Below are 13159 nucleotides of genomic sequence, written 5' to 3' on the forward strand. Positions count from 1 at the left end.
ACCGCAATTCCAAACAGCGGAATTCCTGCTTCCGTCATTCCGGAGCGACGCGTAGCGTCGAGCCCGGAATCCATCGGGCCTCGGCACGAATGGCGAAATGGATTCCGGGCTCGCGCTTCGCGGGCCCGGAATGACGGGAGGAGAGAGCGGCGCCTATGCAAGCAAATCCGGATTGATCAGCCGCTCGAACGAGAACATCTCGTCCCATTTCTCCTGGGTCAGCAGCTTGCGTTCGACCACGACGATCTGGTGCAGCGACTTGCCGCTCTTGTAGCCCTCGCGCGCGATCTCGGCGCATTGCTTGTAGCCGAGCAGCGGCTTCAGCACCGTGACGATACCGAGCGAATTCAGCACCATGTTGCGGGTGTGCTCCTCGTTGGCAGTGATGCCGACGACGCAATTCTCGCGCAGGCTGTTGACCGCGCGCTCCATGGTGCGGATCGAGAAGAACAGCGCGAACGAGATCACCGGCTCCATCACATTGAGCTGGAGCTGACCGGCGGACGCCGCGAGCGTCACGGTGGTGTCGAGCCCGATCACGAGGAAGCTGGTCTGGTTGACGACCTCGGGGATCACAGGATTGACCTTGCCGGGCATGATCGAGGAACCCGGCTGAAGCTGCGGCAGGTTGATCTCGTTGAAGCCGGCACGCGGGCCCGAGGCGAGCAGGCGGATGTCGTTGCAGATCTTCGTTAGCTTGCTCGCGGTGCGTTTGAGAACGCCGGAGAGCTGCACATAGGCGCCGGTATCCGACGTCGCCTCGACGAGATCGCCGGCGAGGATGAAGTCGACGCCGGTGAGCGCGCTCAGATGCCGGACCGCGAGCTTGGGATAACCGTGCGCCGCGGTGACGGAGGTGCCGATCGCGGTGGCGCCGAGATTGATCTCGCGCAGCAGCGCACGGGCCTCGGAGATTCGATCGACCTCCTCGCCCATGGTGGTCCCCCAACCGCGGAATTCGGCGCCGAGTGACATCGGCACCGCGTCCTGCAAATGGGTGCGGCCCATCTTCAGCACGCGCTCGAACTCCCTGCCCTTGGCGAAGAACGCCTCCTGGAGCTGGCGCAGCGCCGTCATGTAGCTCTCGAGCCGCAGGATCAGCGCCAGCCGAAAGGCGGTCGGATAGGTGTCGTTGGTCGACTGGCCGTAATTGACGTGATCGTTGGGGCTGACGTGCTGGTAGTCGCCCTTGGCGAAGCCGAGCGATTCCAGCGCGAGATTGGCGATCACCTCGTTGGCGTTCATGTTGGTGGAGGTGCCGGCCCCGCCCTGGATGAAGTCGGTGACGAACTGGTCCATCATATCGCCGGCGATGACGCGATCGCAGCCCACGATGATGGCTTCCGCGACTTTGGTGTCCACCGCGCCGAGATCGCGGTTGGCCATGGCGGCGGCCTTCTTGACGTAACCAAGCGCCTTTACGAAGTAAGGCTCCTGGTTCATCGGAATGCCGGTGATGTGGAAGTTCTCCTTCCCGCGGATGGTCTGGACGCCGTAATAGATGTCGTCGGCGATCTCACGCTGTCCGAGGAAGTCCTGCTCCGTGCGACTCATGGGCGCTCCTTGCTTGCTCGCGCGACGTCCTTAGTTCTGGCACAGCGCGCTGGTGACGAAGGTGTCGGTGCGGCAGTCATCCGGTTTGCGTTGCCTGCCCGGGATCAGAACCTTGGCCGAGCACTTTTCCGCGGAATCGGCATTCAGGCTCTTGCCTTCCGTGTAGCCCTTGCTCTGGCAGAGTTTGTCGGCGGCGAGCTTGCAGTCGGGCGCGCCGTTCGACGAGGCCGGACAGGCGACGCGTCCCGACACCATGGTCGACGGCTTCGCCAGGCGCGACAAATCGTTCATGGTCTCGCTCGGACTTTTGATCGGCGGCAGGATCGACGGCAGCTTGTCGAACAGCTTGCCCATTTCGTTGATCAGCCCGGGATTTTCCTCATGCGCCGGCGGCGACGAAGGAGCTGTCGAGGGCGCCGGTGCGGCCTGCGGTCCTTGCTCCTGCAAGCCGAGCGCCGGCGGCGCGGATTGCGGCCATCCGGTGCCGCCGGCAACGAGCAGGAGCGAAAGCACCGCAAATGTCAGCGTGCCCAGCCGCAGGACCGGATTGCCGGATCGAAGCATCATGACGGCAACCGTAGCCGAACGAGGCGCGGCGGCAAAGCGCCTTGGAGTTAGATCAACTTGATTGCGACGACAAAGCCGAGCACGAGCACCGCAGCGCCGATTGCCACCACCAATCCGAGATGCTTCTCGATCTTGACCCGGATCCAGTCGCCGTAGCGGTTGAGCAGGATCGCCACGATAAAGAAGCGCCCGCCACGCGCCACGATCGAGCACAGGATGAAGAGCCCGATATTGTAGCCGGCAAAGCCGGACGTGATGGTCACGAGCTTGTAGGGGATCGGTGTCAGGCCCTTGAGCAGGATGATCACGGCGCCCCATTCGGCATAGGAGGCGCGGAAGGCGTCAACCTTGCCGCCGAGGCCATAGACCTCGATCAGCCAATGGCCGACCGAGTCGAAGAGCAGCGCACCGATGGCGTAGCCCAACAGACCACCCAGCACCGACGTCGCAGTGCAGATCGCCGCATAGACCCAGGCGCGCTGCGGGCGCGCCAGTGACATCGGGATCAGCATCACGTCCGGCGGGACGGGAAAGAAGGAGCTTTCAGCGAAAGCCACGGCGCCCATGATCCAGAGCGCGTAAGGCTTGTGAGCGGCGTCGATGCACCAGTCGTAGATACGTTTCAGCATGGCGCCGCGATGAAGCACCATGGGACGGATTTGTCCATGCCGAGATGGGACCGATTTGTGCCAATACTAGTGGCGCTTGCGCGCGCTGCGGCCTTCGAGCGCGACGATAGGCCGCCTGGCGGCGACCCGCGGTGACGCAACTTTGGGCAGCTTCATCGCCGACTTCGGCAGCTTCTCGGCGATGCCGAGCATGTCTTCACGCCGCGTCATCTCGCGCCAGACGTCCTCGGGGCGCACGCCGGCCGAGGCCCATAGCACGATCAGATTGTAGAGTAGATCGGCGCTTTCCCGGATCACGGCTTCGCTATCGCCGTTGACCGCGTCGATGACGACCTCGATGGCCTCTTCAGCCAGTTTCTTCGCCATTTTTGACGGGCCGCGCTGAAACAGCCGCGCGGTGCGCGATGTTGCCGGATCAAGGTCCCTGGCCGCGAGCACAGCCAGATATAGCCGCTCAAGCGAATCACTCATGGTACTCGAAACTACTCTAAACCCATGGCGAGCGCGTTAACGCGCGATAGTAAAAGCCCAAAATGGGCCGCCGCGGCAAGCACGACGGCCCGTTTGTGGTCAACCTTTTGCGGCCAAACCTAGTAGCAGTTGGTGTGGTAGCCTTGGCCGCAAAGCTCCGACGGAGCGGTGCCGCCGTAGCGCTGATACTGGTAGTTCGGGCCGGGTCCGTAATACGGGCCATCACCGTAATAGGCAGGGCCGCTGTAATAGGCGGGACCGCCATAATAAGGGCCGTCGTCATAGGCGTAGGCATTGCGGGTCGCGGCGATTGCGAGGCCGGTGCCGATAGCACCGGCAATGGCCGCGCCGGCAAAGGCCGCGCCGCCGCCACCATGCCAATGGCGGCCGCCCGCGTATGAAGCGGTCGGGGTCATTGCGGTCAGCGCCAGCACCGCGGCGGTAGCGAGAAGGGCCTTACGGCCGGCAAATCCTGAAAATCTGTCAAACATGTCCTGGACCCTCCTTGGGACCTCGAATGGTGCCTGATGACAGGCTCGTGTCTCTCAAACACCTGCATCCCATGTTGGGTTCCCCAACCCCAACACAAGCTGAACGGAGTTGCGTGATCGTGACGCAACCGCCGCTCATCCGCCGTTCATATTGGCGCAAACAGACTGCTACGCCCGCCGGCGCTGCGAGCGTCACGAACCACAATGCGGGACCGGCGCCACTGATGTTCGGATTCAGGACCACTGCCCTTCGTTGCCTACCGGCCCTTGCAATCTTGCTTGCGGCGCTGACTGCGCGCGATGCTACCGCGGCCGAGACCGTCGCGCCCTCCATTGCAATCCACTTCACCTTCGACCGCCCGATCGATGCGAGCATGGCGCCGTTTTTTCTTGCCGCAAAGGACGGCAGCTTTAGCGCCGAACGTCTCAACGTCTCCTTCAGCAGCGCGGCCGGATCGCCGGCGGCGCTTGCGCGCGTCGCCAAGGGCGATAGCGAGTTCGCGCTCGTCGACATCAACGAGCTGATCCGCTTCCGCGACAAGGATCCGGCACCGGTCAAGTCGGTGTTCGTGCTGTTCAACCGCGCGCCCTACGCGATCGTCGCCCGCAGGAGCCGTGGCATCCACCTCATGCCCGACCTGGACGGCAAGACCGTCGGCGTCGCGGATAGCGATCTGTCGATGCGGCTGTGGCCGGCGCTGGCGCAGCAGAACGGCATCGACACGGCTCACGTGAAATTCCACAAGATCAGCGCCGCGGTGCCGCGGGACAGGTCGATGCCGTCGCCGGCTTCAGCTATCTCTCGGCAGTGAACCTGCGCGACCGCGGCGTGCCAGGCGGCGATCTCGTCGCGCTTCGCTATGCCGATTATGGTTGCGAGGCCTATGGCTTTGCCGTCGTGGTCAACCCGGCTTTCGCCGCGTCCAGGCCGGACAGCGTGAAGGGATTCGTCCGCGCATTGATTGCCGGCATCAACGCGACCGTCAAGGACCCGGCGCGCGCGGCGGACGAGGCCGCGAGCCGCATTGAGGACGGCGACCGCGATCTTGAGCTGGAGCGCCTGCGCACCGTCCTCGTCGACAACATCCTGACCGACGAGGTCCGTCGCAACGGCCTCGGCGACATCGACCCGGCGCGCATGGATCGCGCGATCGACCAGATCGGGCAGGATTTCAAATTCCGCAAACGGCCGGCGGCGGACGATATCTTCGACGGCGGCTTCCTGCCGCCGCTCGCAGGGCGGTTGATCAACTGAGCAAAACCGACAGCTTCCGCTATATCTCGCAGCCGATCCCTGATTAGAGTATGGGCTCACTCCAGCCGCCCGAGCTCCTCGCCCATGCCCATTCTCCGCCTCTACACCCGTGTTCTCGAGCTGCTCGGCAAGGAGGCACGGCTGGGCTGGCTGCTCGCGATCGTCAATCTCCTGCTTGCGGGTTCGCAATTCGCCGAGCCGGTGCTGTTCGGCCGGATCGTCGACGTGCTCTCCGGCAAGACGGTCGCAGGCTCCAACTCGGCCTGGCCGTTCCTGGTTGCATGGGTTGCGTTCGGACTGTTCACCATCGCCTGCAGCGCGCTCGTGGCGTTGCAGGCCGACCGGCTCTCCCACCGGCAGCGGCAAGCGGTCCTGACGGATTATTTCGAGCACATCCTGCAACTGCCGCTGACCTTCCACTCCGGCACCCATTCGGGCCGGCTGATGAAGGTCATGCTCAACGGCACCGATGCGCTGTGGCGGCTGTGGCTGGGCTTCTTCCGCGAGCATTTTGCTGCGATCCTCTCAGTCGTGGTGCTGCTGCCGCTGTCGCTCTACCTCAACTGGCGGCTTGCAATCCTGCTGTTCGTGCTCTGCATCGTCTTCACCGCGCTGACCACCTTCGTGGTGCGCAAGACATTCGGCATGCAGATGGACGTCGAAGAGCAATACAGCGAGCTCTCCGCACGCGCTTCGGATGCGCTCGGCAATGTCGCGCTGGTGCAGAGCTTCGTCCGCGTCGAATCCGAGGTACAGGGTTTGCGCTCCGTTGCCGACCAATTGCTTGCAGCCCAGATGCCGGTGCTGTCGTGGTGGGCGCTCGTCACCGTCATCACGCGCGCCTCCACCACGATCACGGTGCTCGCGATCTTCGCTTTCGGCATCGCGCTGCACGACCAGGGGCTGACCTCGGTCGGCGAGATCGTGATGTTCGTGAGCTTCGCGACGCTTCTGATCCAGAAGCTGGAGCAGGTCGTGAGCTTCATCAACAACGTGTTCATGGAAGCCCCGCGCCTGCGCGAGTTCTTCAACGTGCTCGATGCGGTGCCTGCGGTGCACGACCGGCACGACGCGATCGATGCGGGTCGGCTCTCCGGCCTCGTCGAATTCAACGACGTCACCTTCTCCTATGACGGCAAGCGGCCGGCGGTCGAGGATCTCTCCTTCACCGCGCTTCCCGGCCAGACCATCGCGCTGGTCGGCGCGACCGGCGCCGGAAAATCCACCGCGATTGCGCTGTTGCATCGCGCCTTCGATCCGCAGTCCGGCTTCATCAGGATCGACGGCATGGACGTGCGCGGGGTGACGCTGACATCGCTGCGGCGGAACATCGGCGTGGTCTTTCAGGAGGCGCTGCTGTTCAACCGCTCGATCGCGGAGAATTTGCGCGTCGGCAAGCCTGATGCCACCGAGGCCGAGATGCGCAAGGCGGCGGAGCGTGCGCAGGCGCTCGAATTCATCGAGCGCAGCGGCGGCTTCGAGACCAATGCCGGCGAGCGCGGCCGCATGCTGTCCGGCGGCGAGCGCCAGCGGCTGTCGATCGCCCGTGCACTGCTGAAGGATCCGCCGATCCTGATCCTGGACGAGGCGACCAGCGCACTCGACGCCGTCACCGAGGCGAAGGTAAATACCGCTCTCGACGAAGTGATGAAGGGCCGCACCACCTTCGTGATCGCCCACCGTCTCTCCACCATCCGCAATGCCACGCGCATCCTGGTATTCGAGAACGGGCGTGTGATCGAAAGCGGAACTTTTGATGAACTCGTGGCCAAAGGCGGCCATTTCGCCGACCTCGCCAGGGCCCAGTTCATGGTTCAGGAGAGCGCACGGGCCAGCGTGACAGCGGCTGAGGCTGCTGCGACTGCCGCCAAATCGCCTTAGCAAGCCTTGGCAAGTCCCCATCGTATCGTCGAAATTCGGCCCATTTCATTGCGGAATACCCCGCTGATGCCCCTATTCCCGACGCACCAGCCGGTATAGGTTTGCGGCGCCGCAAGCGGCGGCGCTGGATTTCAGAACCGAACATCAGATCACGAGAGCCGACCGGAACCGGCGGGTCTCCAAGGACCGGAATCGGATAGTGCACGCTCTTCGCCCGCTGCTTCGTCAATCCTTGTTCAACCTGCTCGCCGCGGCACTCGCATGCGGCGCATTGCTCGTGCCGCGCGCGGCGAGCGCCGAAGCGCTGCTCCTGATCGAGGCCGATAGCGGCAAGGTGCTGCAGGCGGAAAACGCGACCATTCCCTGGTATCCGGCTTCCGTCACCAAGATCATGACCGCCTATGTGACGCTGAAGGCGGTCAAGGACGGCAAGCTCACACTCGACACACTGCTCACGGTGTCGCCGACGGCAGCCTCGCAGTCGCCCTCGAAGATGGGGTTTCGACCGGGAACGCAGCTTACCGTCGACAACGCACTCAAGATGATGATGGTGAAATCGGCGAATGACATGGCCGTCGTGCTCGCCGAAGGCGTCGGCGGTTCGATCGACGGCTTCTCGGCGCTGATGAACGACACCGCGCAGAAGCTCGGCATGACGCAGACGAGCTACGTCAATCCGAACGGCCTGCCCGCCGACGGACAGATCACCTCCGCGCGGGATCTCGGCATTCTCGCGCGCTCGTTCCTGCGCGACCTGCCCGAGTACGAGTATTTCGTGCACATTCCGGCTATCCGCTTCGGCAAGCGTGTCACCGGCAATTTCAACAAGCTGATCGGCCGCTATCCCGGCGCCGACGGTTTCAAGACCGGCTTCATCTGCGCCTCCGGCTACAACCTCGTCGCATCGGCCACCCGCAACGGCCGCCGGCTGATCGCCGTCGTGCTGGGCGCCAACTCCGGGACCGCGCGCGCGGTGAAGGCAGCGCAGCTGCTGGAGCGCGGCTTCTCGCAAGACAATCTCACCTGGCTCCGGCCCTCGCTCGGCACGGTCGACAAGCTGGTGCCGGTCGACGCCTCGCCGCCGAACCTGCGTGACGACATGTGCGGCGGCCATCGCAAGCGGCCGGCCAGCGACGATGACGACGCGCTGATCGCGACCAATGGCGGCACGTCCGGGTCCGCCTCGGCCACGGGCGGCGAAGCCCAGGTCACCTTCTTCACGGCCGGGCTTCAGCCGCCGCTGATGAAGGCCTCCGAGCTGATGGCCTCGGCCCCGGCCGCGGCCGAGCCCGTGCTGGTGTATACCGGTCCGACCCGCACCGGGACCGCCCTGATCGCGGCGGTCGCGGCCGATGCCGACCAGCAGGCCACGCCAAAGCCGCGTGGCAAGAAGTCGCGCGTCGCCAAAAAGCCCGACGCGGCAGACAAGCCAGCAGACAAGCCGAAGGATGCCAAGACGGCGGCGGCGAAGCCCGATGCCAAGCCGGTGGCGGCCGCCAAGCCGGCCGACGGCAAGTCCGCAGTCAAGCCGGCCGGCACCAAGCATGCCGCAGCCAAGCCCGATGCGGTGGCAAAGCCTGCGGTGAGCGGCGAGGCAACCAAGCCCGCCAAGCCCAAGGCCGCGACCAAGCCCGCCAAGCCGGCCAACAACAGTTAACGGCCGACGCGAGACGAGACCGCGCCGCACTTCGCACTTGCGGCAGCGCCGTTTGCGAGGATTCCGGTAGCCACTCCCTGGCGTTTATCCTAAGCCTCGACCGCTTGCCACCCGTTCCGGCAGGCTCGATACTGACGGCAATGAGGCAAGCCCGAGACACAACGGGCTCTGGTCAATGAGGGGAGTTTCCATGGAGCGCATCTGGCTTAAGCAATATCCGCCCGGCGTCCCCGCCGATATCGAGCCGACGCAATATTCATCGCTGGTCGACCTCCTGGAGGAGAGCTTCGCCAAGTTCGCCGACCGCAAGGCGTTCATCTGCATGGACAAGTCGATCAGCTATCGCGACCTCGACCAGATGTCGCTGGCGATGGCGTCCTACCTGCAAGGGCGAGGCCTGCAACGCGGCGCCCGCGTCGCGATCATGATGCCGAATGTGCTGCAATATCCGGTCGCGACCGCAGCCGTACTGCGCGCCGGTTTCGCGGTGGTCAATGTCAATCCGCTCTACACGCCGCGCGAGCTCGAGCACCAGCTCAAGGATTCCGGCGCCGAAGCCATCATCGTGCTGGAGAATTTCGCCCACACCGTCGAGCAGGTGATCGCGAAGACGCAAGTCAAGCACGTCATCGTCGGCAGCATGGGCGACCTGCTCGGCTTCAAGGGCGTGATCGTCAATCTGGTCGTCCGCCGCGTCAAGAAGATGGTGCCGGCCTGGTCGCTGCCAGGCGCGGTGTCCTTCAACGACGCGATCTCCGCCGGCCGCTCTCTGGCATTCAACAAGCCGAAGCTGTCGCCCGGCGACGTCGCCTTCCTGCAATATACCGGCGGCACCACCGGCGTGTCCAAGGGTGCCACCTTGCTTCATCGTAACATCGTCGCCAACGTCCTGCAGAACGACGCCTGGCTGCAGCCGGCGATGGCCGCGCCGCCGCATGTCGATCAACTCATGGTCGTCTGCGCGCTGCCGCTCTATCACATCTTCGCGCTGACGGCCTGCTACCTGCTCGCGGTGCGCGCCGGCGGCTGCAATCTCCTGATCCCCAACCCGCGGGACATCCCGGGCTTCATCAAGGAATTGGCGAAGTACCAGGTCAACAACTTCCCGGCCGTGAACACGCTCTACAACGGCCTGATGCATCATCCCGACTTCAAGAAGCTCGACTTCTCCAAGCTGAAGATCTCGAATGGTGGCGGCATGGCGGTGCAGCGCCCCGTCGCCGAGCAGTGGAAGGCGATCACGGGCTGCTCCATCGCCGAAGGCTACGGCCTGTCGGAGACGTCTCCGACGCTGACCTGCAACACCACGACCGATCCCGAGTTCAACGGCACCATCGGCATCCCCGTGCCCTCGACCTGGATCTCGATCCGCGACGACGACGGCAACGAGATGCCGCTCGGCCAGCCCGGCGAGATCTGCGCCAAGGGTCCGCAGGTGATGTCGGGCTATTGGAACAGGCCGGAGGAGACCGCCAAGGTGATGACCGCAGACGGCTATTTCCGCACCGGCGACATCGGCATCATGGACGAGAAAGGCTACACCAAGATCGTCGACCGCAAGAAGGACATGATCCTGGTCTCCGGCTTCAACGTCTATCCGAACGAGATCGAGGAAGTGATCGCGAGCAACCCGGGGGTGCTCGAATGCGCCGTCATCGGCATTCCCGATTCCAAGTCGGGAGAGGCGGTGAAGGCGTTCGTGGTCAAGAAGGACCCGAACCTCACGGCGGAGGCCTTGGTCAAATTCTGCCAGGAGCAGTTGACGGGCTACAAGGTGCCCAAGCACATCGAATTCCGCACCGACCTGCCGAAGACCAATGTCGGCAAGATCCTGCGCCGGCAGCTGCGCGACGAGAAGAAGGCGGAGGCGGCGTAAGCGCCTCTTTCGTTCATGACCGACGACAGCATCATCAGTCCGGCCGGCATCCTCGCCTTCTGGCGCGAGGCCGGCCGCGATGCCTGGTACGAGCGCGACGACGCATTCGACGCGGAGGTCAGGCGCCGCTTTCTCGCGCTGTGGCAGAAGGCGGTCGCCGGCGAGCTCTCGTCGTGGGAGGAGACCGACGAGGGCGCACTCGCGCTCGTCATCGTGCTCGACCAGTTTCCGCGCAACATGTTCCGGGGCACGGCGCAGGCCTTTGCCAGCGACGCGCTCGCGCGCGACGTCGCCCGCCGCGCCATTGCGCGGGGTGCAGATCAAAGGATCGATCCGGTCCTGCTCGAATTCCTCTATTTGCCCTTCATGCATTCCGAGCACCTGCCCGACCAATTGCACTGCGTCGCGCTGTTTCAAAACACCGAGAATGCCGAAAACCTGAAATACGCGCGTGAGCACGCCGACATCATCCGGCGGTTTGGCCGCTTCCCCCACCGCAACCGCCTGCTCGGCCGCGACACCACCCCGGACGAGCAGGCCTTCCTCGACGGCGGCGGGTTCGCCGGCTGATGACATAATGGTGAAGGGTCCCGCCCTCACCGCCTGCCCTACCGGCAACATTGTGCAGCGCCGCCGCACGGTCTAAAAAGCGGGACCGATTTTCAGGGAGACTGACGATGGCGATCCAGACTGGCGACAAGCTGCCCGAGGCGAAATTCCGCGTGATGACGGCCGAAGGCCCGCAGGTGAAGACCACCGACGACATCTTCAAGGGCAAGAAAGTGGCGCTATTCGCGGTGCCCGGCGCCTATACCGGCACCTGCCACAAGATGCATCTGCCGAGCATCTTCCTCAACGCCTACGCCATGAAGGACAAGGGCGTCGACACCATCGCCATCGTCTCCGTCAACGACGCCTTCGTCATGAACGCGTGGAAGCGCGACACCGACCAGCGCGACGAGGCCATCTTCCTCGCCGACGGCAATGCCGACTTCGCCAAGGCGATCGGCATGGAGCTCGACGCCTCCGGCAACGGTCTCGGCATCCGCTCCAAGCGCTATTCGATGTTGGTCGAGGACGGCGTGGTCAAGAAGCTGAACCTCGAGGCGATGCCCGGCAAGGTCGAGGTGTCCGGCGGCGATACGCTGCTCGGGCAGCTGTAAGCGGCCACCGCTTTCAGCCACAAACGACACTGTCATGCCCCGCGAAAGCGGTGCATCCAGTATTCCAGAGACAGTTGTTGTTGAATCGAGAGGCCGCGGCGTACTGGATCGCCCGGTCAAGCCGGGCGATGACGGCGGAACATGAGGAAGGAGCGCGGATCCGCGCTACTCCGCCACCCGCGCCTGCAACCGCGCCTTCACGATGCCGTCCCGCGCGAGCTGATCGGCGCGTTCGTTCTCGGGATGCCCTGCGTGGCCTTTGACCCAGTGCCAGCGCACGTCATGAGCCTTCAGCGCAGCATCGAGGCGCTGCCATAGCTCGACATTCTTCACCGGCTTCTTGTCGGCGGTGCGCCAGCCGTTGCGCTTCCAGCCGTGAATCCAGCCGGTGATGCCCTGACGGACATATTGGCTGTCGGTATAGAGATCGACCGTGCACGGCTTCTTCAGCGCTTCCAACGCGGAGATCGCCGCCATCAATTCCATCTGGTTGTTGGTGGTGTGGCGCTCACCACCGTTCAGTTCTTTTTCCTTGTCGCCGAACTTCAGGATCGCGCCCCAGCCGCCGGGCCCCGGATTTCCCGAGCAGGCGCCGTCGGTGTAGATCGTGACAATCGGAAGCTCGCTCACGCCACCAGCCCCGACGGCATCAGCCCGTAGTCGCGCACGCTGGAAACGCTCTGGTGGAAGCGCAGCTTGCGGACATATTCCAGCGGATCCTTCGGCCGAACCAGCGCGCCGGGCGGAACGTTGAGCCAGTCGACCAGCCGCGTCAGCAGGAACCGCATCGCGGCGCCGCGCGCGAGCAGCGGCAGCGCTGCCTCTTCCGCCTCGGACAGCTTTCGCACACGGCCATAGGCGTTGAGGAAGGCCCGCGCCTTGGTGACGTTGAAGGAATGATCTGGCTCGAAGCACCAGGCGTTGAGACAGATCGCGACGTCATAAGCCAGCATATCATTGCAGGCGAAAGTGAAGTCGATGATTCCGGAGAGCTTGTCGCCGAGGAAGAAGACGTTGTCGTTGAAGAGGTCGGCGTGGATCACGCCTTCAGGCAGCTGCGTCGGCCAGATCCCGCTCTCGAGGTAGTCGAGCTCGTTGCTCAGGAACGCGCGCAGGCCGGGCTGCACCTCGTCGGCCCGCTGTGACGCGGCATCGAACAGCGGCCGCCAGCCCGGGACCGACAGCGCGTTCGCACGCCTGATCGCGAAATTCGCGCTCGCCAGATGCATCCTGGCGAGCCCCTCGCCGACGCCGGCGCAATGGGCCGCGTTCGGCTTGCGCGGCCAGACGCCCTCGAGAAAGGTGATGATCGCGGCCGGCCGGCCCGACAGCTCGCGCAACGCCTCGCCGTCCGTTCCCTTCACCGGCAGCGGGCAGTTGACGCCGTGCTCGGCCAGATGCGTCATCAGTGCGAGGAAGAACGGCAGATCGTTCTTCGCCACGCGCTTCTCATAGAGCGTGAGGATGAACGATCCCTTGGTCGTATGCAGCAGGAAGTTGGAATTTTCGACGCCCTCGGCGATGCCCTTGTACGAGAGCAACTCGCCGAGATCGTATTGGTTGAGGAAGTCCGCAAGCTCGTCGGCGGCAACGTCGGTGTAGACCGCCATGAAGA

The 13159-nt window shown here is 64.3% G+C and carries 12 protein-coding genes and 1 pseudogene; 6 read left to right on the forward strand and 7 right to left on the reverse strand.

The window, feature by feature from the left end; genetic code table 11:
* Positions 1-153: 153 nt before the first annotated feature.
* The 5 genes from AC0L3A_RS19870 to AC0L3A_RS19890 form a co-directional block, all read right to left on the reverse strand.
* The gene (locus AC0L3A_RS19870; protein ID WP_007597482.1) at positions 154-1554 is read right to left on the reverse strand and encodes an aspartate ammonia-lyase; all 1401 of its coding nucleotides are present in this window, start codon (positions 1552-1554) and stop codon (positions 154-156) included.
* Between the two features lie 30 nt (positions 1555-1584).
* Positions 1585-2121, reverse strand: coding sequence for a hypothetical protein (locus AC0L3A_RS19875; RefSeq protein WP_007597483.1), 537 nt, complete (start codon positions 2119-2121; stop codon positions 1585-1587).
* Between the two features lie 47 nt (positions 2122-2168).
* Positions 2169-2771: a YqaA family protein gene (locus AC0L3A_RS19880; protein WP_219680596.1), complete on the reverse strand. Its 603-nt coding sequence runs from the start codon at positions 2769-2771 to the stop codon at positions 2169-2171.
* 45 nt (positions 2772-2816) lie between these two features.
* A complete protein-coding gene (gene hisE, locus AC0L3A_RS19885; protein WP_219680599.1) occupies positions 2817-3221 on the reverse strand; it encodes a phosphoribosyl-ATP diphosphatase in 405 nt (134 codons plus the stop codon).
* Between the two features lie 119 nt (positions 3222-3340).
* The gene (locus AC0L3A_RS19890) at positions 3341-3712 is read right to left on the reverse strand and encodes a hypothetical protein (RefSeq protein WP_007597488.1); all 372 of its coding nucleotides are present in this window, start codon (positions 3710-3712) and stop codon (positions 3341-3343) included.
* Positions 3713-3936: 224 nt separating this feature from the next.
* On the opposite strand from AC0L3A_RS19890, the pseudogene AC0L3A_RS19895 reads away from it, so the two are divergent.
* The 6 genes and pseudogenes from AC0L3A_RS19895 (at position 3937) to AC0L3A_RS19920 (ending at position 11544) form a co-directional block, all read left to right on the forward strand.
* Positions 3937-4967 (forward strand): annotated as a pseudogene (locus AC0L3A_RS19895) (ABC transporter substrate-binding protein).
* Positions 4968-5051: 84 nt separating this feature from the next.
* The gene (locus AC0L3A_RS19900) at positions 5052-6848 is read left to right on the forward strand and encodes a glucan ABC transporter ATP-binding protein/ permease (protein WP_354126866.1); all 1797 of its coding nucleotides are present in this window, start codon (positions 5052-5054) and stop codon (positions 6846-6848) included.
* 199 nt (positions 6849-7047) lie between these two features.
* Entirely contained in the window at positions 7048-8505 is a 1458-nt protein-coding gene (locus AC0L3A_RS19905) for a D-alanyl-D-alanine carboxypeptidase family protein (protein ID WP_354126867.1), read from the forward strand.
* A gap of 190 nt (positions 8506-8695) precedes the next feature.
* The gene (locus tag AC0L3A_RS19910; protein WP_219680612.1) at positions 8696-10381 is read left to right on the forward strand and encodes a long-chain fatty acid--CoA ligase; all 1686 of its coding nucleotides are present in this window, start codon (positions 8696-8698) and stop codon (positions 10379-10381) included.
* Between the two features lie 15 nt (positions 10382-10396).
* Positions 10397-10951 carry a DUF924 family protein gene (locus AC0L3A_RS19915; RefSeq protein WP_219680613.1) on the forward strand — a complete coding sequence of 185 codons (555 nt, stop codon included), beginning with the start codon at positions 10397-10399 and terminating at the stop codon, positions 10949-10951.
* A gap of 107 nt (positions 10952-11058) precedes the next feature.
* The gene (locus AC0L3A_RS19920) at positions 11059-11544 is read left to right on the forward strand and encodes a peroxiredoxin (RefSeq protein WP_007597501.1); all 486 of its coding nucleotides are present in this window, start codon (positions 11059-11061) and stop codon (positions 11542-11544) included.
* A 165-nt stretch (positions 11545-11709) separates the two neighbouring features.
* Here the strand turns inward: AC0L3A_RS19920 and rnhA are convergent, their stop codons facing one another.
* Positions 11710-12174: a ribonuclease HI gene (gene rnhA, locus AC0L3A_RS19925; RefSeq protein ID WP_007597503.1), complete on the reverse strand. Its 465-nt coding sequence runs from the start codon at positions 12172-12174 to the stop codon at positions 11710-11712.
* Positions 12171-13154 carry a homoserine kinase gene (locus AC0L3A_RS19930; protein WP_473255042.1) on the reverse strand — a complete coding sequence of 328 codons (984 nt, stop codon included), beginning with the start codon at positions 13152-13154 and terminating at the stop codon, positions 12171-12173. The genes rnhA and AC0L3A_RS19930 overlap by 4 nt, the downstream gene beginning before the upstream one ends.
* Between the last annotated feature and the right edge of the window lie 5 nt (positions 13155-13159).

Source organism: Bradyrhizobium sp. MI1.3 (genome assembly GCF_055811695.1).

Coding starts and splice junctions, on each gene's coding strand:
- AC0L3A_RS19870 (WP_007597482.1), bottom strand. CDS start 1,554: ATGAGTCGCACGGAGCAGGACTTCCTCGGACAGCGTGAGATCGCCGAC.
- AC0L3A_RS19875 (WP_007597483.1), bottom strand. CDS start 2,121: ATGATGCTTCGATCCGGCAATCCGGTCCTGCGGCTGGGCACGCTGACA.
- AC0L3A_RS19880 (WP_219680596.1), bottom strand. CDS start 2,771: ATGGTGCTTCATCGCGGCGCCATGCTGAAACGTATCTACGACTGGTGC.
- hisE (WP_219680599.1), bottom strand. CDS start 3,221: ATGAGTGATTCGCTTGAGCGGCTATATCTGGCTGTGCTCGCGGCCAGG.
- AC0L3A_RS19890 (WP_007597488.1), bottom strand. CDS start 3,712: ATGTTTGACAGATTTTCAGGATTTGCCGGCCGTAAGGCCCTTCTCGCT.
- AC0L3A_RS19900 (WP_354126866.1), top strand. CDS start 5,052: ATGCCCATTCTCCGCCTCTACACCCGTGTTCTCGAGCTGCTCGGCAAG.
- AC0L3A_RS19910 (WP_219680612.1), top strand. CDS start 8,696: ATGGAGCGCATCTGGCTTAAGCAATATCCGCCCGGCGTCCCCGCCGAT.
- AC0L3A_RS19915 (WP_219680613.1), top strand. CDS start 10,397: ATGACCGACGACAGCATCATCAGTCCGGCCGGCATCCTCGCCTTCTGG.
- AC0L3A_RS19920 (WP_007597501.1), top strand. CDS start 11,059: ATGGCGATCCAGACTGGCGACAAGCTGCCCGAGGCGAAATTCCGCGTG.
- AC0L3A_RS19930 (WP_473255042.1), bottom strand. CDS start 13,154: ATGGCGGTCTACACCGACGTTGCCGCCGACGAGCTTGCGGACTTCCTC.